Below are 21,924 nucleotides of genomic sequence, written 5' to 3'. Positions count from 1 at the left end.
GCCGCTGACATGGGCGGTCCTGCTGGTGGCCGCTCCCCGTAGAATGGACCACTGTGAGCAATGAGACCGCAGTATTCAGTTCAGACGCCGCCCCTTCAGCCGTGGAGGCAGGTGATGCCCGCGCAGCCTACGGCGCACCTACTTTGGACGTGCAGCTGAAAATGCTCGACAGCGGTTTGGAAGCCCCGTCCTACGCGCACCCAGGCGACGCAGGCGCGGACCTCCGGGCCCGTGAGGATGTGCACCTCGCCCCCGGTGAACGCAAACTCGTTCCCACCGGCGTCTCCATCGCACTGCCGGACGGATTCGTGGCGCTCATCCACCCCCGTTCAGGCCTGGCCACCAAGCATGGACTCACCGTGGTGAACGCTCCAGGCACTGTGGACGCAGGCTACCGTGGCGAAATCGCAGTCACGCTGCTGAACACCGACCAAAACCATGCCATTGACCTCAAACGCGGCGATAGAATTGCACAAATGGTGATTCAGCGCGTCGAATACGCGCGTTTCGTGACCGTTGACCAACTGTCCGAATCTGTTCGGGGATCCGGCGGCTTCGGGTCCACTGGCGGCTTTAGCGCCCCGAAAGCCTAAGCAAACTGCTGAACCCGCCGCGTGTCGCAGGCTACCGCTTGCCTCAATGGCGTGGGTTATCGCGGTTTATCGTGGTTGCGGTTTACTTGGGGATAGACCACTACTAAGGAGAAAACCCAATGCTTTTTGGGCGCGGCAAGAAGTCCAAGGACGATCGGTCGGAATCGGCCGGCACCGTCGGGGAACCGGGGGTCGAGGCACAAGGCCCGGAATCAGGCCAGGCAGGCACGCCTGGTGATTTCCGGCTCGCCAAAGGCCCCTTGGACATAGACGAGATCGAGGACCATGACGGCTACGTCGACCTCGGTGCGCTCCTGATCGCACCGGCCGAAGGTCTCCAGCTGAGGCTTGAAGTGGAAGAAGCCACCCAACGCGTGGTGGCAGTGACCATGGACCTCAACGGTTCCAGCCTGCAGCTCCAGGCGTTTGCGGCCCCCCGTTCCGAAGGCCTGTGGGACGAGATCCGGGAACAGATCACTCAGTCCGTGACGAGCCAGGGCGGGGAAACGGAAGAAATCTCCGGGACCTTCGGTACTGAGCTCGTCGCGAAGCTGCCAGCCGAAGCCGCCGATGGCAGCCGCGGCTTCCGGGCAGCCCGCTTTATGGGCGTGGACGGGCCGCGCTGGTTCCTCCGTGGTGTCCTTGGAGGACCGGCTGCCTTGGAACGTGAGGCCGCTACGGGTCTGGAAGAGCTTTTCCGCCGTGTGGTCGTTGTCCGTGGCGACAACCCGATGCCGCCCCGGGAACTTCTCCAGCTCCGCCTGCCCAAGGACGCTGCCGTGCCCGGGCAAGCCGGCGCCCCGCAAGGTGCCCCCGTGATGGAGCAGCCGGAGCGAGGGCCGGAGATCACCCAGATTGGCTGACACGCCAGGTCACAACGGGGCAGCCGACCGGTGGCCCCAAGCCGACGGAGTGCGTGATCTTCCAGCACGGGGCCGGGCGGTATGCACCGGATTCATCGAATCGGTGACGCACCAGCCGCCCAGTGAACAGCCGTTCTTCTCGGCTGTGGTTGTCGATGCCTTGCGGCCCGGAACCCAACCGCCAGCCGGGGGAGCCAGGAGGCCATATGACCGCCTTCGCGTTATCTGGCTGGGCAGGTTGCGGGTTCCAGGCATCGAAGCCGGTGTGCAGCTTCGCCTGAACGGCATGGTGACACAAGTCGACGGACTGCCGGCCATGTTCAATCCACGCTACGAAATACTTTCCCGTCAGGAGCACCTATGACCGTGGCCAACGGATCAGAACCGCAGAACACCGGGGATGCTGTTCCCGAAGACCAAACAGCACCCGGGCGTGACGCCGCAAAACCCGCCGTGGAAGGTCCCAGTGTGTCCGATATCGCCGCCGGGTACGCTGAAAAGGCCGGCCTCCACAGGAACAGCGCGGGCCACGTGGACATGCTGAAGTCAGCTGGCGGATGGCAAGGCATTGCCGAGAGCATCCTTCCGGGCTTGGTTTTCCTGGTAGCTTTCACCGTCACCCGGGACCTGACCCCTGCCTTGGTTGCAGCGTTGGCTGCTGCCGCGGTCTTCACGGTGGTCCGGCTGATCCAGCGGCGCCCCCTGACCCAAGCACTTGCCGGCGTGGTGGGGGTTGGAATTTCTGCCTGGCTGGCCAACACCACGGGCAAGGCCGAAGACTTCTATGTCCTCGGATTCTTCACGAACATTGCCTACATAGCCGCCATGGTGCTGTCCATCGTGCTGAAGTGGCCCATAGCCGGTCTGCTCTTCGGCTTCGTGCGCAACGAAGGACTCGAGTGGCGCAAAGACCAGGAAAGACTACGGGCCTACAAACTGGGCACGTGGATCGTCGTGGCGGTGCTGGCGTTGCGCCTAGTGGTGCAGGTGCCGTTGTACTTCATGGGTGAGGCTGGCCTGACAGCGTTGGCGACCACCAGGCTCCTGATGGGCGCCCCGCTGTACATCCTGGGACTATGGGTTGCCTGGCTGGTAACCAAGCCGGCACCTCAACCGTCGAAGCCGTCGTCCTCAGCGGACTGATCGGCAGCTTCGGGGGCGCCCTCACGAGGTTCCCCGCCGTCGTCGGAAGCCGGTGACAAAAGTGCCCGCAAGCCGTCCTCAGCTGCGATGGTGGTGACGAAGAAGAGCTCGTCACCACCGTCAAGCACATCATCCCGGGTAGGCGTGATCGGCGCCTGGTCGCGCAGAATCGCAACCAACGTGGCGTCCTCGGGCCAGTCGATCCCACCCACCGTGCTGCCGATGACGTGGGAATCATGCGGAACGGTGAATTCCACGATCGATGCCACGCCTGTCTGGAGTGTCAGCAGGCGGACGATGTCGCCGATTTCAACGGCCTCTTCCACGAGCGCCGTCATGAGCTGCGGGGTGTTAACGGCCACGTCGACGCCCCAGGAATCGTTGAACATCCAGTCGTTTTTGGGGTTGTTCACGCGCCCTACAGTGCGTCCCACGCCGAATTCCGTCTTGGCAAGCAGGGAGACCACCAGATTGACTTTGTCGTCGCCAGTGGCGGAAACCACGACGTCGGCGTCCTCGAGTTTTGCGTCCTGCAGGGTGCTGAGTTCGCAAGCGTCGCCCACCAACCAGCGTGCGCCCCGCAGCCCGCTGCGGCCAATCACCTCGGGCTTCAGGTCGATGAGGAGAATCTGGTGCTTGTGGGCGAGCAGCTCACGCGCAATGGACGAGCCGACGCTTCCTGCGCCAACGATGACAACTTTCACTAAGACTCCTTGGCGGGTGCTTTGACGAGGATCCGGCTGATCTCGGACGTTCGGTCCAGGCTCAGCATCGCGTGGACCGTGTCGCCCTCCTGGTATGCCGTCCCGGATTGGGGCAGCAGGCCTTCACCGAACCGGGTGAGGAAGGCGATGCGGATTCCGGAGGCAGCTTCGATGGAACTGAGGCTGTGCCCGATCCAGTCTTCGTGCAGGTCCACTTCGGCCAACACGAGGCGGCCTGATGGCTCGCGGTAGTCGCCGGCCAAATGCTGCTCGGGAAGTATGCGGCGGAGGACCTGGTCGGCGCTCCAACGGACGGCTGCGACTGTGGGGATACCAAGGCGCTGATAGATCTCGGCGCGTCCGGGATCGTAGATTCGTGCCACAACATGGGCAACATGAAATGTCTCGCGGGCCACGCGCGTGGCCAAAATGTTTGAGTTGTCGCCACTGGAGACGGCAGCGAAGGCGTAGGCCTCTTCCACGCCCGCCTGCTTGAGGGTGTCCCGGTCGAAGCCGACGCCGGTGACCTTGCGCCCGGTAAAGGTGTTGCGCAGCCGGCGGAAGGCCCGCTCGTCCTGGTCGATGATGGCGACCGAGTGGCCCGCATCCTCCAAGGTGTGCGCCAGGGTTGCGCCAACACGGCCGCAGCCCATGATCACGAAGTGAGCCACCATGTCTCCTTTATGTGTGTTGTCAGTCCCGCTCGGTATGACTTTACCGTTGCGGCGTGGGTTGCCTGCGACAACCGTCATGACATCGCTGGGGATTCAGAGTAGCTTTGCGGAGTGCTGACAATTCTGAATGCCGCGAAGCGGGTGTTGGTGGGCCGGCCAGTCAGGAATGACCGCCTGTCCCACACCTTGTTGCCCAAACGCATCGCATTGCCGATCTTCGCCTCGGATGCCTTGTCCTCGGTAGCTTATGCTCCTGACGAAATCCTGCTGACACTGGCCCTTGCCGGAGTCAGTGCTGTGGCATTCTCACCGCTTGTTGGCCTCGCCGTCATGGTGGTTTTGCTCACAGTGGTGGCGTCCTACCGCCAGAACGTCCACGCGTATCCGTCCGGCGGCGGCGACTACGAGATCGCGAACGTCAACCTGGGCAAGTACGCCGGGCTCACGGTGGCTTCGGCGCTCCTGGTGGACTACGTGCTGACGGTTGCCGTGTCCATGTCCTCAGCCGCCACGTACCTCACCACTGCCATCCCGGCTCTGCATGGCCAGCAGGCACTGATCGCCACGGTCGGCGTCATCATCCTGGCGCTGGTCAATCTGCGTGGCGTCAAGGAAGCCGGGACAGTCTTCGCCATTCCCACGTATATCTTCATGGCCTCGATCCTCGGCATGACTGGCGTCGGCATCTTCCAGGCCCTCACCGGCACCTTGGGCGAGGCGCCCTCCGCCGACTTCACCATCGTCCCCGAGCCTGGCTTCGATGAAGGCCTGGTGGGGCTCGCAGGGGCCTTCCTGCTTCTGCGTGCCTTTTCTTCGGGCGCTGCTGCCCTGACCGGTGTTGAGGCCATCAGTAATGGCGTCCCCAATTTTCAGAAGCCGAAGAGTAAGAACGCGGCCACCACGTTGTTGTTGCTTGGGGTTATTGCTGCTTCCATGCTGGCGGGAATCCTCTACTTGGCGAACGCCACCAAAGTGCACATCGTCCTGGATCCGGCCCGGGAATTCCTGGTGGACGGCAAGCCTCTTCCAGAGGGGTACATCCAGACTCCAGCCATCAGCCAGATCGCGGACACCATCTTCGGTTCGGGCTCCATACTTTTCTATGTCGTGGTTGCTGCCACGGGCGTCATCCTGGTTTTCGCCTCCAACACCGCCTTCAACGGATTCCCGGTACTTGGCTCGATACTTGCCCAGGACGGCTACCTCCCGCGTCAACTCAGAACCCGTGGCGACAGGCTCGCGTTCAGCAACGGCGTCCTGGCCTTGGCCGCAGGCGCGCTGGTCCTGATCCTCGCGTTCAACGCAGATGTGACCAAGCTGATCCAGCTCTACATCGTGGGCGTCTTTATTTCGTTCACGGCCAGTCAGCTCGGCATGGTCCGGCACTGGGGCCGCGAATTGAAACTGGCCAGGGACAAGGCCGTGCGCCGGAGGATTTTCAAGTCGCGCACCATCAACATGGTCGGCTTTGGCATGACTGCACTGGTCCTGGTGATCGTCCTGATCACCAAATTCGAGCAGGGCGCCTGGATCGCTTTGCTCGCCATGTTTATTCTGTTCCTCATCATGTGGAGCATCCGTGCCCACTATGACAACGTGGCCAGGGAACTGGCGGTGGACGAGGACTCGTCGCCGCGTGCGTTGCCTACGCGTGTCCACGCGGTCTTGCTTGTTTCACACGTCCGCAAGCCGGTCCTCAGGGCGTTGGCTTACGCCAGGGCGTCACGGCCCTCGCGCCTTGACGCGATAACAGTCGACATCAATACCGAGGAGACGGAGCACACCGTCCGGGACTGGGAGAAACTGGAGATTCCGGTTCCCCTGACCGTCCTGGCCAGCCCTTACCGCGAGACCGTGACCCCCATCATGGATTACGTCAAGAACATGCGCCGCGACTCACCGCGGGACTTGATCGTGGTCTACATCCCCGAATATGTCGTGGGCAAGTGGTGGGAACAACTGGTCCACAACCAAACAGCACTCAGAATCAAGACGAGGCTCCACTTTGAACCCGGAGTCATGGTTGCCAGCGTTCCGTGGCAGCTGAAGTCGTCCGAAGAAGCAAAGGCACTGCAGGATACCTAAATGACCTCCCATCGCATTTCCCCCCACGCCGGAACGCCCGCCAACGAAAACCACAGTGGGCCAGGTACTGAACTTGTCGTCGACATTGGTCCCATTGCACACGGCGGGCACTTCGTCGCACGCCACGAAGGGCGCGTCATCTTCGTCCGGCACGCCATCCCGGGGGAGAAGGTCCGCATCCGCTTGACCGACTCCGGCGACTCATCAAGCTTCTGGCGCGCCGACGTCGTCGAGGTCCTTGAGCCTTCACCGGACCGGGTCCCGCATTTCTGGAAGCCCGCGGACTCACTGGCCGCGTGGAACCGGGGCGCGCCGCCGGTTGGCGGTGCCGAGCTTGGGCACATTTCGCTGCAGCGGCAACGGGCGCTGAAGGCGGAAGTTTTGGCCGAACAGCTCAAGCGGCTCGCCGGTTTGGACCTCGCCACCGAGGTGGAAGCCGTGGGGGACAATCACGACGGCGGCCTCGGCTGGCGTACGCGGGCCAGCTTTGCTGTCACTCCCAAGGGCCGGTTGGGCATGCACGCGCACCGCTCGGACGTTGTGCTTCCCATCAAGGAGATGCCCTTGGCACTCCCGGGACTCAACGGACTGAAGCTGTGGGATCTTGACCTGTCAGGCATCGCCCGCATTGAGGTTGCTGTCCCTGCCAATGGTTCGCGGCCCCTGATTCTGCTGGCGCCGGAGGAGGGCACAAGCCCCAAGAGGATTCACAGCATTTTGTCGCAGCTGCCGCATGACGTGTCGGTGGCAAGCTTCGACCCCAGCAAGGGGGAAGTCCTGCAGTTGCGCGGGAGGACCTGGGTGCAGGAGACCGCAGCCGGCCACGAATACCGTGTCACGGGGGAAGGGTTCTGGCAGATCCACAAGGATGCGCCGGATACGCTGGTGGGCGCTGTGACGGACTATCTTTCCAGCGGTGGGTACTTGCAGCCCGGCGCAGCAGTAGCGGACCTCTATGCCGGTGCCGGGCTGTTTACGGCACCGCTGGCGGACGCCGTCGGTGTCACCGGCTCGGTGCTTTCGGTGGAGGGTGCCCCGGGCACCAGCAGGGACGCCCGCAAAAACCTGCACGGTGAACCACAGGTGGAAATCGTTCAAGGACGCGTGGAGCGTGTCCTCCACCAGCGCGCCCGGAGCTTCGACTCCCTGGTGCTTGATCCACCGCGGGCCGGAGCCGGCAAAGCCGTGGTCAAGCAATTGATGGCAACCGGCCCCCGGGCAATCGCCTATGTGTCCTGTGATCCTGCATCCTTTGCGCGTGATCTGGGTTACTTCCACCAGGGCGGTTGGAGGCTGGAGGCCCTGCGCGCGTTCGATCTCTATCCGAACACCCACCACCTTGAAACCGTGGCGCTGATCGTTCCCTCCTCGTAGCCCGGGTGTCGCCCGCCCGCGGAGTGCGGCGGGCGGCACCGGCTTTGGCGGCTGCATGCCACTCTTTGGATGGATGCCACTACGATGGGCGTAGTAGTCCCGCTCCGCAGGAATCAACGCCGCGGGCCGGGGTGACCAAGAGAGATGCCGCCCGGCTAAGTAAGGTGCGCCTAACTGGCTAGCGGCCAACCACGCGACAAAGATGAAACTGTTGCGAGAGGAGTCCTGCCATGAGCACTGTGGACAGCTTCGGTTCCAAAGGCGTACTGAATGTAGCCGGCACCGATTATGAAATTTTCCGGTTGAACTCCGTAGAGGGCGCAGACAGCCTTCCGTTCAGCCTTAAGGTATTGCTTGAAAACCTCCTGCGGACTGAGGATGGCGCCAATATTACGGCGGACCATGTCCGCGCCCTGGCCGGTTGGGATCCCAATGCGGAGCCCGACACGGAAATCCAGTTCACCCCCGCCCGCGTCATCATGCAGGACTTCACCGGCGTTCCCTGCGTTGTTGACCTTGCCACCATGCGTGAAGCAGTCAAGGAGCTCGGCGGCGATCCCAAGCGCGTCAATCCCTTGGCACCTGCAGAAATGGTCATCGACCACTCCGTCCAGATTGACGCCTTCGGTAACTCCGGCGCACTGGAGCGCAACATGGAGATCGAATACCAGCGCAATGGTGAGCGCTACCAGTTCCTTCGTTGGGGCCAGACCGCATTTGACGACTTCAAGGTTGTCCCCCCGGGAACCGGCATCGTCCACCAGGTCAACATCGAGTACCTGGCACGCACTGTCATGACCCGCGAGGTAGACGGTGTAGTCCGCGCCTACCCCGACACCTGCGTTGGTACCGACTCGCACACCACCATGGTCAACGGCCTGGGCATCCTGGGCTGGGGCGTCGGCGGCATCGAAGCCGAGGCAGCAATGCTTGGCCAGCCCGTCTCCATGCTGATTCCCCGCGTTGTTGGCTTCAAGCTCAACGGCAGCATCCCTGCCGGCGCCACCGCTACCGACGTCGTGCTCACCATCACCGAAATGTTGCGCAAGCACGGTGTCGTTGGCAAGTTCGTCGAGTTCTACGGTGAGGGCGTTGCGGCTGTGCCGCTGGCCAACCGCGCCACCATCGGCAACATGAGCCCGGAATTCGGTTCCACGGCAGCCATGTTCCCGATCGACGACGTCACCCTGGACTACCTGCGCCTCACCGGCCGCTCACAGGAGAACGTCGCGCTGGTCGAGGCGTACAGCAAGGAACAGGGCCTCTGGCACGATCCTTCCCGCGAACTGCGCTTCTCCGAGTTCCTCGAGTTGGACCTGTCCACTGTTGTTCCGTCCATCTCCGGCCCGAAGCGTCCCCAGGACCGCATCGAGCTCACCGATGCCAAGGAGCAGTTCCGCAAGGACATCCACAACTACGTCTCCATCGAAGACGGCAGCGTGGACGAGTCCCTGGACGAGTCCTTCCCCGCATCCGATTCGCCGTCCTTCACGCACGCCGACTCGCACACCACGGAGACCGCACGCGTTGCGTCGGCTGCCAACGGTGCGCACGGACGGCCGTCCTCGCCGGTGCACGTCAAGACCGCCGATGGCCGCGAATTTGAGTTGGACCACGGCGCAGTGTCGATCGCCTCGATCACGTCCTGCACCAACACATCCAACCCGTCCGTCATGCTCGCTGCTGCCCTCCTGGCACGTAACGCCGTGGACAAGGGCCTGACGTCCAAGCCGTGGGTCAAGACGTCCGTAGCCCCCGGCTCCAAGGTCGTCACCGACTACTACGAGAAGTCCGGCCTGACCCCGTACCTGGAGAAGCTCGGTTTCTACATCGTGGGTTACGGTTGCGCCACCTGCATCGGCAACTCCGGCCCGCTTGAACCGGAAATCTCCGAGGCAATCCAGGCCAACGACCTCTCCGTGACGGCAGTCCTCTCGGGCAACCGCAACTTCGAAGGCCGTATCAACCCGGACGTGAAGATGAACTACCTGGCGTCGCCGCCGCTGGTCATCGCCTACGCCCTGGCCGGTTCCATGGACTTCGACTTCGACACCGATGCCCTGGGCACCGACTCCGAAGGCAACGAGGTCTTCCTGAAGGACATCTGGCCGAACCCCATCGAGGTGCAGGAAGTCATCGACTCCTCCATCGACGAGGCCATGTTCGCCAAGGGCTACGAGGGCGTCTTCGACGGCGACGACCGCTGGAAGGCACTCGACACGCCCGCCGGTGACACCTTCGCCTGGGCTGAGGACTCCACCTACGTGCGGAAGCCCCCATACTTCGAGGGCATGAAGGCGCAGCCGGATCCCGTCAAGGACATTTCAGGTGCCCGCGTGCTCCTGAAGCTTGGCGACTCCGTCACCACGGACCACATCTCCCCGGCAGGCTCGTTCAAGTCGGACACCCCGGCCGGCCAGTACCTGTTGGCCAACGGCGTGGAGCGCAAAGACTTCAACTCCTACGGTTCACGCCGTGGAAACCACGAAGTCATGATCCGCGGTACCTTTGCCAACATCCGCATCAAGAACCAGCTCCTGGACGGCGTCGAAGGTGGCTTCACCCGCGACTTCAGCCAGGAAGGTGCACCGCAGGCCTACGTTTACGACGCCGCGCAGAACTACCAGGCAGCGGGAACGCCGCTGGTGGTCCTGGCAGGCAAGGAATACGGTTCCGGTTCATCCCGTGACTGGGCAGCAAAGGGAACTGCACTTCTGGGTGTCAAGGCCGTCGTCGCCGAAAGCTACGAGCGCATCCACCGCTCCAACCTGATCGGCATGGGCGTCCTTCCGCTGCAGTACCCCGCCGGCGAGTCGGCAGCAACACTGGGCCTGACCGGTACGGAAACGTTCGCAGTTGAGGGAGTGACCGAGCTGAACAACGGCACTACGCCGAAGACGCTCAAGGTCACGGCTACGGCTGAGGACGGCACCGTCAAGTCCTTCGACGCCGTTCTGCGCATCGATACCCCGGGCGAAGCGGACTACTACCGCAACGGTGGCATCCTGCAGTACGTACTGCGCCAGATCTCCGCATAGTGGACCAGCTGGTTTCCAGCTGATTCCTGTGCCAGACAGCCCCGGCCGGTCATCTGACCAGCCGGGGCTGTTGGCGTCCACTGAACGCCACACCCCGGATCACGTGTGTGCGGAAACGCGGGCGCCGGGCACGCGCTAAAGTTAACAAGCACGTCATTCACCCTAAGGAGGGCCGTTGGGACTTTTGGAAACCGTCAAGGATCCACAGGACCTGGCCAAACTGTCCGGCACGGAGCTGGAACAACTGGCCGGCGAAATCAGGGAATTCCTGATCACCAACGTAGCCGCCACGGGTGGACACCTTGGCCCGAACCTGGGCGTCGTCGAACTCACACTGGCTGTCCACCGGATCTTCGAGTCGCCGCGGGACAGTATCGTCTTCGATACCGGGCACCAGTCCTATGTGCACAAGCTGCTCACTGGCCGCCAGGACTTCAGCACCCTTCGCCAGCAAGGCGGACTTTCCGGCTATCCGGACCGTGCCGAATCCGAGCACGACATAGTGGAGAGCTCGCACGCGTCATCATCTTTGTCCTGGGCAGACGGTATTTCACGCGCCCGCCAGTTGACTGGCGAAGGCGACCGTTTCGTCGTCGCTGTTGTTGGCGATGGCGCCCTGACCGGCGGTATGACGTGGGAAGCGATCAACAACATCGCAGCCGACAAGCGTCGTCGCGTGGTCATCGTTGTCAATGACAACGGACGATCATACGCACCCACCGTCGGCGGATTTGCCGATTACCTCGCTTCGCTGCGCCCCACCATCGACTCCCTGCGCACTACTCCGGCCTATGAGCGCATGCTGGACTGGTGGAAGAAGAAACTGCAGAACGGCGGCCCCGCCGGGCAGTTCACCTACAAGAGCCTGCACGCCATGAAGAAGGGCATCAAGGACTGGTGGGCACCTCAAGGTATGTTCGAGGACCTTGGAATGAAGTACATCGGTCCGGTGGACGGGCACAGCCTCCAGGCCATGGAAAACGCCTTGAATACCGCCAAGGCCTACGGCGGACCTGTGATCGTCCACGCCATGACCGAGAAGGGCCACGGTTACGCCCCGGCCCTGGCGAACGAGGCAGACCAATTCCATGCCGTGGGAATTATCGACCCCGAAACCGGTGAGTCCACGGAAATGCCGGGTGCCAGATCGTGGACCTCGGTGTTTGCCGAGGAGATCGCGGACATCGCCGATGAGCGCCAGGATATCGTTGGCATCACCGGCGCCATGCTCATCCCGGTCGGCCTTCACAAGTTTGCCGAGCGCCACCCTGAGCGCGTTATCGACGTCGGGATTGCCGAGCAGCACGCCCTCACATCCGCTGCCGGTATGGCCTTCGGCGGCCTCCACCCCGTGGTGGCGGTCTACGCAACTTTCCTGAACCGCGCCTTCGACCAGCTCCTCATGGATGTGGCGCTGCACAAGGCCGGCGTCACGATCGTCCTGGACAGGGCAGGCGTGACCGGCCCGGATGGCCCCAGCCACCACGGCATGTGGGACATGGCCATGGTTCAGATCGTGCCGGGACTCCATTTGGCAGCTCCCCGCGATGCCACAAGGCTCCGTGAGGAACTGAGGGAGGCCGTCGCCGTCGATGACGCCCCCACAGTGGTGCGGTTCTCCAAGGGCAGTGTCGGTTCGGAGGTTGAAGCCATCGACAGGCTTCACGACGGCGTGGACATCCTCGCGCGGCGACCTGAGGGTTCCACTGAAAACGATGTCCTCATTGTCAGCGTCGGCGCCATGTCCGAACTCGCCCTCGATGTTGCCAGCCGCCTCGGCGCGCAAGGCATCAGCTCCACGGTGGTGGATCCGCGCTGGGTCCTTCCTGTGCGGAAGTCGATTATCGCCCTTGCTGCCCGCCATCGCCTGGTCATCTGCATTGAAGACGGCGTGCGTGCAGGCGGCGTCGGATCGCGCATCCGGCAGGAAATGCGTGCTGCGGGCGTGGATACAGCCCTCAACGAAGTCGGTTTGCCGGTCGAGTTCCTGGTACATGGTTCCCGAAGCCAGGTGCTGGAGCGCGTGGGACTGACCGCCCAAAAGATAGCCCACGACGTCGTAGCGCAGGTTCTGGGGACAAAAGTCCCCTTTGCAAGGCCCCTCCCGGGCCAGGAGCACCCCACCACCGGAAGCCTGCCCACGTTGTGATGGACCACCGTAGTCCGGGCTCGCTGCAGCCCGGTGACCTCGTTGTGTCGAGGAACAGGAAATGGAATGGCAAGGCCCACTGGGTGGTGCCCGGCCGCTACCTCGGCGAAGACATCCACGGCTGGTGGATTTTTCAGGGTGCGGGGGAGTTCTGTTCACGTCCCGGGGCAGCCTTCTACGCGGCGTCGGACGCAGTACTGTTGGTCCCACGTACCGGAGAGTTCGTGGCCACGTTCTACGACGATACGTACCCAGGCGACTTCCGGATCTACGTTGACGTTGCCACCGCCCACAGTTGGAACCCCATCAAGCCGGGCGTCACGGAGTTCCATATGATCGACATGGACCTGGACGTGATCCGCTCCACCAAGCACGGCGTGTTCGTGGACGACGAGGACGAATTTGAGCAGCACCGGGCAGCCATGGGCTATCCGGACGACACAGTGGACGCTATGCGCGCAGAATGCGCAGCCCTTTTTGAGGCAGTAGTGGCCATGAAAGCACCATTCGACGTCACCGGAGCCAACAGCACCAGTGCCGAGTGGTTCAGGAAAGGACGAGCATGAGCGGCATTATTCGCACGTACAAGCGGGACGACGAGGGAGTCCTTCACTTCCGGGAAGCCTGGTACGACGACGAGGACCAGCAGTTCGTGATCAATCACGGCGTTGTGGGCCACCAGAGCAAGACGGATGAGACAGACGTCGACGACGACTCCTCGGTGGAAGGCCTAATGGCGGCTTTTGCCGCGCAATGCGAAGAAGACGGATACGCTGAAATTCCCGAGTCCGATCAGTTTTGGGTGGTTGCCCAGATTGCGTTGAAGACCAAGGACGGCACCGAACGCGACCGGCACCTTGAACGGAAAGCGAAGGCAGCACTTACCGGTGAACTTGCCTGGCGTGGGCTCGGCATAGTGGACCGATCGGAAATCGGCAACGGCCACCTGAACATTTTCTGCCTCTGCCCTGATGTGAATAAGGCAGTGAACGCGATCAAGATCTGTGTTCGTGGTGAGGATCTGGACTTCACCAAACTCACCATTGCCGCGGCACCCCACAGCGAGCCCGGTGCCTTCCGGGTGAAGCACTCGCCCAAGCAAGGCGTGGGCTTTACTCTCTAAGTAGCACCCAACGCACCAGGAGGGACCACCCATGTCGTCCAAGAGCAACTGGCCCGGACATACACCGCTGCCCAAGGGCCTCGCTGCCCCTGCGAGACGGGCCTTGGCGCACGAGGGAATTGAGACATTGGAGCAGCTGGCGGAGTTTGGCGAGGCGAAAATCGCCAAGCTCCACGGCATGGGACCTGTGGCCATTGCACAACTTGAGGACGCCATGGAGGAATCGGGAATCTCCTACAGCGGCGGCTAGGCTGAATTCATGACTGAATACCGACGCCTTGGCCATTCCGGATTGACCGTCTCAGCTGTTGGGCTGGGCTGCAATAATCTGGGGCGCGCCAATACACCCACCGAGTCCCAGGACGGCACGGACGCCGTTGTCCACGCCGCACTTGATGCCGGAGTAACGTTCTTCGACGTTGCGGATGTCTATGGACGCGAGCCGGGCCTGAGCGAGTCCATGTTGGGCAAGGCCCTGAAAGGTCGCCGTGATGACGTGGTCATCGGTACCAAATTCGGCATGGACATGGGCGGCGTCAACGGCAACGATTTCGGTGCCCGGGGTTCACGCCGCTACGTCGTGAAAGCCGTAGAGGCGTCGCTCCGCCGCTTGGATACTGAGTGGATCGACCTCTACCAGTTCCATACCCCGGATCCTCTGACGCCCATCGAAGAGACCTTGGCGGCCTTGGATGACTTGGTGACCAGTGGCAAGGTCCGCTATGTCGGGCACTCCAACTTTGCCGGTTGGCAGATCGCCGAGGCTGAGTATGTCGGCCGCCAGGCAGGGGGTGTCCGCTTCATCTCGACGCAGAACCACTACAACCTGCTGGACCGCCGTGCCGAGCTCGAAGTCCTGCCCGCGGCGGGGGCCTTCTCCTTGGGAGTGCTCCCGTATTTCCCGCTCGCCAACGGACTGCTGACGGGCAAGTATTCTGCCGGCAAGGCACCGGAAGGGACTCGGCTGAGCCACACGCGCACCAACCTGGTGCACGACGCCGATTGGGAACAGCTGGGCCGCTTCGGCCAGTTCGCCAAAGAACGGGACATCACCGAGCTGCAACTGGCCTTCTCCTGGTTGGCCGCGCAGCCCGGCGTCAGCAGCGTCATCGCCGGTGCCACCCGTCCGGAGCAGATCCGCGAGAACGCTCAAGCAGTGTGCTGGGTCCCGACGCAGGAAGACCGGGACGAAATGGACGAGATCTTCCCGCGCGCGCCCAAGGTGGCGCTTTTCTAGACGAAGGGGAAGAGGGCCGTGGCCGGAGCAGGTGCTCCAGTCACGGCCCTCTTCCGTCATGTGTCCGGTGGCTTAGGCCGGTGCGGATGCGATTCCGGGTGCCAGGAACCTCTTGCCGTTGACGCGCTCCGATGCGCCCACGCGATCAAGGTACGGTGTAATGCCACCGAGGAACATCGGCCAGCCGGCGCCCATGATGACGCAAAGGTCGATGTCCTCAGGTCCGGCTACGACGCCCTCTTCAAGCATGAGCCCGATTTCCTCTGCCAAGGCATCCTGTGTGCGGCGAAGGACTTCCGCGCCCGTGGATGGGGTGTCGCCGAAGGACAGGATGGCCATGGTTTCAGCCGGTATCACAGGTGCTCCATCGGGGCCCGGGACCCATAGGGACTTCACTCCGTTGTCGATGAGTTTTTGCAGGTTCTGCGATACGGGGAACCGGTCCCCGAACGCTGCGTGGAGCGATTCCTGGACATGCTGCGCAACCGGCAAGCCAACCATGGCGCTGAGCGTGAAAGGCGACATGGGCAGGCCCATGGGGCGTAGCGCACTGTCAGCGACGTCCGCCGGTGTTCCTTCGTCGAAGGCTGCGATGACCTCGCCCATGAGGCGGAGCAGGATACGGTTCACCACAAAGGCGGCGGCATCCTTCACCAGCACGGCCGTCTTCTTGAGGCCCTTGGCGAGTTCGAAAGCGGTAGCCAGGACGGCGTCGTCGGTCTTGGGCGCCCTGACGATCTCCAGGAGGGGCATGACGGCCACCGGGTTGAAGAAGTGGAAGCCCACCAGGCGTTCAGGGTGTTTCAAGTCTTCGGCCATGGCCGTGACGGACAGTGAGGACGTGTTGGTGGCCAGGATGCACTCGGGGGAGACGATCGCCTCAACTTCGGCAAAAACCTGCTTCTTGATGTGGAGCTCTTCGAAGACGGCCTCGATGACGAAGTCGGCATCGGCAAATGCTTCCTTGGAGACGGAACCTGTGATGAGCGCCTTTGTCCTGTTGGCGGCGTCGGGCTTGATCCGCCTCTTCCCCAGCATCTTGTCCACCTCGGCATGGACGTAGGCCACGCCCTTGTCCACCCGGGCCTGGTCGATGTCCGTCATGACGACGGGGACCTTGAGTTGCCTTGCAAAAAGCAATGCGAGCTGGCTTGCCATGAGTCCTGCACCCACGACGCCGATTTTGGTCACCGGGCGGGCCAGCTTGCGGTCAGGGGCGCCTGCGGGACGCTTGGAGCGTTTCTGGACGAGGTCCAGGAACGCGTACACAGTCGAACGGAATTCGTCAGTCTGCATCAGGCCGGCGAGGGTCTCGCATTCAAGTTCGGCTGATTCCGCTTGTGTCATGGTGCGGTTGGCTTCCATGACATCCAGGACCTTGGCCGGGGCGGGGGAGGCGTTCGACGTCTTCGCCTCAACCACTCCGCGACCTGCTGACACGGCGGCCGCCCATCGCGTGGCAACAGCGTCGTCCGAGGCATCCACTGCGTTCTTGCGTTCTGGCGTTACGTCGCCGGTGATGACGCGGGCCGCCCATGCCAGCGACTGCTCAACGAAGTCAGCGGGTTCAAAGATGGCGTCGGCAACGCCGAGCTCAAAGGCCTGCGGTCCGGTAAGGGTTCGGTTGTTGCTCAGCGGGTTCTCGATCATGACCTTGACCGCATTCTCGGGACCGATCAGGCGAGGAAGGATGTAGACGCCGCCCCATCCCGGAACGAGGCCGATGAAAGCCTCCGGCAGGGCCAGCGCACCGGCGCCGGTGGAAACGGTCCGGTAGGTGGACTGCAGGGCGATCTCAAGGCCGCCGCCCAGGGCAAGGCCGTTGATGAAGGCGAAGCTTGGAACTCCCAGATCTGCCAGTGTGCTGTAAACGGCATGGCCAAGCTGTGCCATCCAGAGGCCGTGCTCACGTTCCTTGAGCGTTTTCACGGCTGAAAGGTCGGCGCCTGCCACCAGGAAGTACGGCTTGCCGGTGACGCCGACGCCCACGATTTCACCACGTGACGCGCGTCCCTTGAGGTTCTCCAGGACGCCGCCCAGTTCAACCAGGGTGTTGGGGCCCAGGGTCGTGGGTTTGGAGTGGTCCAGCCCGTTGTCCAGGGTGATCAGAGCGAAAGTGCCTGCCCCGGGAAGCTGGATGTCCTGGACGTAGGAATGGGTAACGACTTCGTCGGGGAAGAGGGCGGCGAGCTTGTGGAATTCGGCGGCGCTCATGCTGCGGCTCCTTCGGTGGTGGCGGTGGTGGTATCAGCGGTGGAGGATGCGTAGTCGGCGTGGTGTGGGTTCTCCCAAATCACAGTGGCACCCATGCCCAGGCCAATGCACATGGTCGTGATGCCGTACCGCACTGAAGGATCTTCCTCGAATTGTCGCGCGAGTTGATTCATGAGGCGAACGCCGGAGGAAGCGAGCGGATGCCCGACGGCGATCGCCCCGCCGTAGCGGTTGACCCGGGAGTCGTCGTCGGCGATGCCGAAGTGGTCCAGGAAGCTGAGGACCTGGACCGCAAAGGCCTCGTTGATCTCGAAGAGCCCGATGTCCTCTATTCCCAGGCCGGCGGACTTGAGGGCCTTCTCGGTTGCCGGAACGGGTCCGATGCCCATGACCTCCGGCTCGACACCGGCGAAGGCATAGGAGACGAGGCGCATTTTGACCGACAGGCCCAGTTCTTGGGCGGCTTCAGCCGAAGCCAGGACGGCGGCGGTGGCTCCATCGTTGAGACCTGCTGCGTTGCCTGCGGTGACCCGGCCGTGGGCCCGGAAAGGCGTGCGCAGTTCGGCGAGGTCGGCCACGGTGGTTCCAGGGCGAGGGGGCTCGTCCGTGGTGTGGAGGGCCCAGCCCTGGCCGGGCTTCATGGTGGCTACGGGCACCAGGTCATGTTGGATTTGCTGGTTGCTGTAGGCGGCGGCCAGTTTTGCCTGGGAAGCGGCAGCGTAGGCGTCCGTGCGGTCCTTGGTGATCGCAGGGAAACGGTCGTGCAGGTTCTCGGCCGTGTTGCCCATGTTCAAGGCTGCCGGGTCAACGAGGCGCTCTGACATGAAACGCGGGTTCGGGTCTGCCCCAGCTCCCATGGGATGGTTTCCCATGTGTTCAACGCCGCCTGCAATGACCACATCGTAGGCGCCGAAGCCGATGCCGCTCGCCGTCGTTGTCACTGCCGTCATGGCGCCTGCGCACATGCGGTCGATCGCGAATCCGGGAACCGTACGGGGGAGTCCGGCAAGCAATGCGGCCGTCCGGCCGATGGTGAGGCCTTGGTCGCCGGTCTGGGTGGTAGCGGCGATAGCCACCTCGTCGACGCGGTCCGCAGGCAGTGACGGGTTCCGCCGCATGAGTTCGCGGATGCACTTCACAACGAGGTCATCGGCCCTGGTGCCCGCATAGATACCCTTTTCCCCGGCCTTGCCGAAGGGGGTACGTACACCGTCCACGAAGACGACATCGCGAACGTTCCTCTGAGCACTGCGTGATGGACTCATGTTTAACTCCTCGTTGAGACATGGTGCCGGATCCCGCATCGCGGGTACTCCGGCTGGCATTGATGCAATGTTACTCGTGGGTAACTTAGCTTGCAAGGCGCATGCTGTCCCTGTTGGCCCGGTTACGGGGACGCAAAAGGCCCGCCACCGCGAACCGTGGTTCGGGTGACGGGCCAGGAGTCGACACTTGCTCAGCCGGCTTCCTTGGGTTGCTGTGGTTCCTTTGCCTGGTGGCTGTCCTTCGCCTTGGCCTCTTTGGTCGGAAGTGGCTTCGGGTTCAAGCATGCTTCGGTGAGGATGGGAGCAGCGAAGGAGACCTGCCACTCGCGCGCACCGAGGGTCCGCAATTCAGCGGCCACGGAGTCCAGTGAAATGTCAGCCGGTGGCCGCCACGTAACGCGTCGCAGGTAGTCCGGGGTCAGCAGGTTCTCCACGGGCAGATTGAGTTCGTCGGCCTTTGCCTGCAGGGCAGGCCGTGCAGTCGCCAATCGTGCCGCGGCCTCGGGGTCCCGGTCCACCCAGACCCGTGGCGGCGGCGGGGCGTTGGTGGGCAAATGCAGGGGTGGCAAGTCGGTCAACGTGCGGGCGTTGGTGATGCAACGCAGCCAGCGCGGGGCCTCACGTTGGGCTGAGCGGCCGTGGAATCCCTTCGTCGCCAGGAGTTGGGGGACGGTGGTGGGCATGGCTTTGGCGGCGGCAACGAGGGCGGAGTCGGGAATGAGCCTGCCCGGTGCCACATCCCGTTTGCGTGCCAACTGATCGCGTTCATTCCACAGTTCGCGGACAGCGGCCAATTGGCGCCGATCACGGATTTGGTGCAGCCCTGATGTCTTCCGCCACGGATCGACGCGGGGCGGGGAAATTCCTGCGGCGAGGATCCCGGCAAATTCCTGGTCGGCATACTCCAGCTTGCCGTCCGCCTCGAGCAGTTCGATGAGTTCTTCGCGTAGTTCTGCCAGGACCTCGACGTCGAGGGCCGCGTAACGGAGCCACGGTTCGGGCAGTGGGCGGGTGGACCAGTCTGCCGCGGAGTGTTCTTTGGCGAGTCCGAATCCGAGGAGTTGCTCGATGACGGCAGCCAGGCCGACCCGGGGGAGTCCGGCGAGGCGTGCGGCAAGTTCCGTGTCAAACAGTTTGTCCGGCCACATGCCAAGCTCGGACAGGCAAGGCAGGTCCTGCGTGGCCGCGTGCAGGATCCATTCGACGCCGCGCAGGGCGTCGTTGACGATGTCCAGGTTGTCGAACGGTTCGGGATCGATCAGCCAGGTACCGGCACCCTCACGGCGGATCTGCACCAGGAAGGCGCGCTGGCCGTAGCGGAAACCCGAAGCGCGCTCTGCGTCCACTCCGGCCGGTCCTGTTCCTGCCGCTATGGCAGCAGCACACCGCTCAAGTCCGGCGGGACTATCGATGACAAGTGGCACGCCTTCGCGGGGAGTGTCGAGGTCGATGACTTCAGGGACGTGGCTGTCGAAGCCGTCAACCTTGATGTGGGTGGTGGGATCAGCAACCGGATCGCCGGCTGTGGTTTTATCCAGATTTTCAGGGGTCATGGTGGCTTAAGCTTACCGATTCACGCCGAGGCAGGTTGCTGGCGGCAGTTTGGATGCGGTTGACGGCATGTGGCGGACGGTCAATTCAGCCTCCTGTTGGGAAGTCCCGTGACGCCCGGCGGAAGCGGCGGCAGCCCGGCAAATGTACAGACCATGTCGGACCAGGCCTCCAGGTGGGCCTGGACGTCCGCACTGGCAGGAGTCCAGGAAGCGCGAAGTTCAATGTCTATGGTGTCCGGGCGTTCGGCCAGGGTGCCGAAGCTCTCCGAGAGGATTCTCGTTGCCGTGCCACCAGCAGCGCGGTAGGGGGCTGCGTGGTTCTCGAGGGCGTCCACCAGCCACGTCCAGGCAACAGAGCCCAGCATGCTGTCGTTGCCCATTTCGGCGTCCATCTGGGCGCGGATATAGGTGACAATCCGGAACTCACCCTCCCACACTGCCGATCCGTCGGGATCATAGAGGAGGATGAAGCGGCCGGTGGCGAGTTCGTCGTCTTCTTCGCTTGCCGGTGTGGTGGCCTGGCTCGCTGCGAAGGCCTTGGCGGCCGGTCCATGCACTGGAACCTGGCGGGTGGCTGCGGTGGGACTGAAAACTTCCGCGCCCAAGGCCACTGCGTACGGGGCGAGCCTCGCAGGTGCAGGAATTTCATCAAGGCGCAGTTCACTGCGGCATTGAGCTTTTCGTAGCGTTCCCAGGGCGACGAGAAAGTCCGAGGGAACCTGTGCGAGGGCGTTCACCCTCGCAGATTATGCGGCCGGGGCGGCGAATCCGTGCAGGCTCGCCGCCCCGGATTGCATGGGGTTATGCGGATCCGAGCTCCTGCTTAATCCCTGCGACAAAGGCGTCGATGTCGTCCTCGGTGGTATCGAAGGAGCACATCCAACGGACCTCGCCGCGGGCAGCGTCCCAGTCGTAGAAAGCGAAGCTCTGGCGCAGGCGGTCGGCAACGCCCGTCGGAAGGATGGCAAAGACGCCGTTGGACTGCGTTGCCTGGGTGGGCTCCACGCCGTCGATCGCCTCAACGGCGGCGCGAAGGCGGGCTGCCATGGCGTTGGCGTGGGCGGCCGATCGCAACCACAGGCCGTCCTCCAGTAATGCGATGAATTGGGCCGAAATGAAGCGCATCTTTGAAGCGAGCTGCATGTTCATCTTGCGTAGGAACTTCAGCCCATCGGCGGCTGCCGGGTTCAGTGCGACCACGACTTCGCCGAAGAGCAGCCCATTCTTGGTCCCGCCCAAGGACAGGATGTCCACGCCGGCGTCGCGGGTAAAGGCACGCAGGGGAACGCCTAGGTAGGCGGCGGCATTAGCCAGGCGGGCACCATCCATGTGCAGCTTCATGCCCTTGGCGTGGGCGTGGTCGGCAATGGCGCGTACTTCTTCTGGCGTGTAGCACGTGCCCAGTTCGGTGGTCTGGGTAATGGAGACTGCGAGGGGCTGGGCGCGGTGTTCATCGCCCCATCCCCAGGCTTCCCGGTCGATCAGCCCAGGAGTCAGCTTGCCGTCCTCGGTAGGTACCTGGAGGAGCTTGATCCCGCCGATGCGCTCAGGAGCGCCGTTCTCATCCATGTTGATATGCGCGGTGGATGCGCAGATGACAGCTCCCCAACGCGGCAGGAGTGACTGCAGGGACAGGACGTTGGCGCCCGTTCCGTTGAAGACCGGGAAGCACTCGATGCCAGGGCCGAACTGCTGCTCCATGACGTCCTGGAGGCGTGCCGTGTAAACGTCCTCGCCGTAGGAAACCTGGTGGCCACCGTTGGCTGTGGCCAGTGCTGAAAGAATTTCCGGGTGCACGCCGGAGTAGTTGTCCGAGGCAAAGCCACGAACCGAAGGGTCATGGAGTTGGCCTGGTACGGCGCTGTGGATTGCCTCTGCTGTGCTCGTCACTTGTTCATTCACGCTTTCA

At 63.1% G+C, this 21,924-nt stretch carries 19 protein-coding genes; 12 read left to right on the top strand and 7 right to left on the bottom strand.

Features of this window, described 5'->3' with window-relative positions; all coding sequences use genetic code 11:
* The first annotated feature begins 53 nt into the window (after positions 1-53).
* From dut to ACSSVG_RS00735, 4 genes are all read left to right on the top strand, one after another.
* Positions 54-593: a dUTP diphosphatase gene (gene dut, locus ACSSVG_RS00750; protein WP_492416788.1), complete on the top strand. Its 540-nt coding sequence runs from the start codon at positions 54-56 to the stop codon at positions 591-593.
* A gap of 119 nt (positions 594-712) precedes the next feature.
* The gene (locus ACSSVG_RS00745; protein WP_231338968.1) at positions 713-1,456 is read left to right on the top strand and encodes a DUF3710 domain-containing protein; all 744 of its coding nucleotides are present in this window, start codon (positions 713-715) and stop codon (positions 1,454-1,456) included.
* A gap of 49 nt (positions 1,457-1,505) precedes the next feature.
* Positions 1,506-1,820 (top strand): hypothetical protein, encoded by a 315-nt coding sequence (locus ACSSVG_RS00740; protein WP_492416786.1) that lies wholly within the window; start codon positions 1,506-1,508, stop codon positions 1,818-1,820.
* On the top strand, positions 1,817-2,599 hold the full coding sequence (locus ACSSVG_RS00735; RefSeq protein WP_231338966.1) for a DUF3159 domain-containing protein: 783 nt from the start codon (positions 1,817-1,819) through the stop codon (positions 2,597-2,599). The genes ACSSVG_RS00740 and ACSSVG_RS00735 overlap by 4 nt, the downstream gene beginning before the upstream one ends.
* Here the strand turns inward: ACSSVG_RS00735 and ACSSVG_RS00730 are convergent.
* Together ACSSVG_RS00730 and ACSSVG_RS00725 are read right to left on the bottom strand one after the other, a co-directional pair.
* Positions 2,566-3,303 (bottom strand): potassium channel family protein, encoded by a 738-nt coding sequence (locus ACSSVG_RS00730; RefSeq protein WP_231338965.1) that lies wholly within the window; start codon positions 3,301-3,303, stop codon positions 2,566-2,568. The two genes, ACSSVG_RS00735 and ACSSVG_RS00730, sit on opposite strands and share 34 nt — an antisense overlap.
* The gene (locus tag ACSSVG_RS00725; RefSeq protein ID WP_492419101.1) at positions 3,303-3,974 is read right to left on the bottom strand and encodes a potassium channel family protein; all 672 of its coding nucleotides are present in this window, start codon (positions 3,972-3,974) and stop codon (positions 3,303-3,305) included. The genes ACSSVG_RS00730 and ACSSVG_RS00725 overlap by 1 nt, the downstream gene beginning before the upstream one ends.
* A gap of 114 nt (positions 3,975-4,088) precedes the next feature.
* On the opposite strand from ACSSVG_RS00725, the gene ACSSVG_RS00720 reads away from it, so the two are divergent.
* From ACSSVG_RS00720 to ACSSVG_RS00685, 8 genes are all read left to right on the top strand, one after another.
* Positions 4,089-6,062: an APC family permease gene (locus tag ACSSVG_RS00720; protein ID WP_231338964.1), complete on the top strand. Its 1,974-nt coding sequence runs from the start codon at positions 4,089-4,091 to the stop codon at positions 6,060-6,062.
* The gene (locus tag ACSSVG_RS00715; RefSeq protein ID WP_492416783.1) at positions 6,063-7,436 is read left to right on the top strand and encodes a class I SAM-dependent RNA methyltransferase; all 1,374 of its coding nucleotides are present in this window, start codon (positions 6,063-6,065) and stop codon (positions 7,434-7,436) included.
* A gap of 230 nt (positions 7,437-7,666) precedes the next feature.
* Entirely contained in the window at positions 7,667-10,474 is a 2,808-nt protein-coding gene (gene acnA, locus ACSSVG_RS00710) for an aconitate hydratase AcnA (RefSeq protein WP_231338962.1), read from the top strand.
* Between the two features lie 175 nt (positions 10,475-10,649).
* Complete coding sequence (gene dxs / locus ACSSVG_RS00705; RefSeq protein ID WP_231338961.1) at positions 10,650-12,623, top strand: 1-deoxy-D-xylulose-5-phosphate synthase; 1,974 nt, start codon at positions 10,650-10,652, stop codon at positions 12,621-12,623.
* The gene (locus tag ACSSVG_RS00700) at positions 12,620-13,189 is read left to right on the top strand and encodes a DUF402 domain-containing protein (RefSeq protein WP_492416780.1); all 570 of its coding nucleotides are present in this window, start codon (positions 12,620-12,622) and stop codon (positions 13,187-13,189) included. Before dxs ends, ACSSVG_RS00700 begins: the two co-directional genes overlap by 4 nt.
* Positions 13,186-13,746: a hypothetical protein gene (locus ACSSVG_RS00695; RefSeq protein ID WP_231338959.1), complete on the top strand. Its 561-nt coding sequence runs from the start codon at positions 13,186-13,188 to the stop codon at positions 13,744-13,746. Before ACSSVG_RS00700 ends, ACSSVG_RS00695 begins: the two co-directional genes overlap by 4 nt.
* A 31-nt stretch (positions 13,747-13,777) precedes the next feature.
* Positions 13,778-13,996, top strand: coding sequence for a helix-hairpin-helix domain-containing protein (locus ACSSVG_RS00690; protein ID WP_231338958.1), 219 nt, complete (start codon positions 13,778-13,780; stop codon positions 13,994-13,996).
* A gap of 9 nt (positions 13,997-14,005) precedes the next feature.
* Entirely contained in the window at positions 14,006-14,983 is a 978-nt protein-coding gene (locus ACSSVG_RS00685) for an aldo/keto reductase (RefSeq protein ID WP_492416778.1), read from the top strand.
* Between the two features lie 72 nt (positions 14,984-15,055).
* Here the strand turns inward: ACSSVG_RS00685 and ACSSVG_RS00680 are convergent, their stop codons facing one another.
* From ACSSVG_RS00680 to ACSSVG_RS00660, 5 genes are all read right to left on the bottom strand, one after another.
* Complete coding sequence (locus ACSSVG_RS00680; protein WP_492416776.1) at positions 15,056-17,197, bottom strand: 3-hydroxyacyl-CoA dehydrogenase NAD-binding domain-containing protein; 2,142 nt, start codon at positions 17,195-17,197, stop codon at positions 15,056-15,058.
* Complete coding sequence (locus ACSSVG_RS00675) at positions 17,194-18,462, bottom strand: thiolase family protein (protein WP_492416774.1); 1,269 nt, start codon at positions 18,460-18,462, stop codon at positions 17,194-17,196. Before ACSSVG_RS00675 ends, ACSSVG_RS00680 begins: the two co-directional genes overlap by 4 nt.
* A gap of 191 nt (positions 18,463-18,653) precedes the next feature.
* On the bottom strand, positions 18,654-20,015 hold the full coding sequence (locus ACSSVG_RS00670; RefSeq protein ID WP_492416772.1) for an HRDC domain-containing protein: 1,362 nt from the start codon (positions 20,013-20,015) through the stop codon (positions 18,654-18,656).
* 80 nt (positions 20,016-20,095) lie between these two features.
* Complete coding sequence (locus ACSSVG_RS00665) at positions 20,096-20,752, bottom strand: DUF3000 domain-containing protein (RefSeq protein ID WP_231338953.1); 657 nt, start codon at positions 20,750-20,752, stop codon at positions 20,096-20,098.
* A 64-nt stretch (positions 20,753-20,816) separates the two neighbouring features.
* A complete protein-coding gene (locus tag ACSSVG_RS00660; protein WP_492416770.1) occupies positions 20,817-21,917 on the bottom strand; it encodes a threonine aldolase family protein in 1,101 nt (366 codons plus the stop codon).
* Positions 21,918-21,924 lie beyond the last annotated feature (7 nt).

This window comes from Paenarthrobacter sp. E2MeOHC11 (genome assembly GCF_058744955.1).
The sequence above is the reverse complement of the archived record's forward strand: the minus strand, read 5'-3'. Positions and strand labels throughout refer to the sequence as shown.

What these genes read in the sequence shown, in the direction of transcription:
- ACSSVG_RS00745 (WP_231338968.1), top strand. Translation starts at nt 713, where the DNA reads ATGCTTTTTGGGCGCGGCAAGAAGTCCAAGGACGATCGGTCGGAATCG.
- ACSSVG_RS00735 (WP_231338966.1), top strand. Translation starts at nt 1,817, where the DNA reads ATGACCGTGGCCAACGGATCAGAACCGCAGAACACCGGGGATGCTGTT.
- ACSSVG_RS00715 (WP_492416783.1), top strand. Translation starts at nt 6,063, where the DNA reads ATGACCTCCCATCGCATTTCCCCCCACGCCGGAACGCCCGCCAACGAA.
- acnA (WP_231338962.1), top strand. Translation starts at nt 7,667, where the DNA reads ATGAGCACTGTGGACAGCTTCGGTTCCAAAGGCGTACTGAATGTAGCC.
- ACSSVG_RS00695 (WP_231338959.1), top strand. Translation starts at nt 13,186, where the DNA reads ATGAGCGGCATTATTCGCACGTACAAGCGGGACGACGAGGGAGTCCTT.
- ACSSVG_RS00690 (WP_231338958.1), top strand. Translation starts at nt 13,778, where the DNA reads ATGTCGTCCAAGAGCAACTGGCCCGGACATACACCGCTGCCCAAGGGC.
- ACSSVG_RS00685 (WP_492416778.1), top strand. Translation starts at nt 14,006, where the DNA reads ATGACTGAATACCGACGCCTTGGCCATTCCGGATTGACCGTCTCAGCT.
- ACSSVG_RS00680 (WP_492416776.1), bottom strand. Translation starts at nt 17,197, where the DNA reads ATGAGCGCCGCCGAATTCCACAAGCTCGCCGCCCTCTTCCCCGACGAA.
- ACSSVG_RS00675 (WP_492416774.1), bottom strand. Translation starts at nt 18,462, where the DNA reads ATGAGTCCATCACGCAGTGCTCAGAGGAACGTTCGCGATGTCGTCTTC.
- ACSSVG_RS00670 (WP_492416772.1), bottom strand. Translation starts at nt 20,015, where the DNA reads ATGACCCCTGAAAATCTGGATAAAACCACAGCCGGCGATCCGGTTGCT.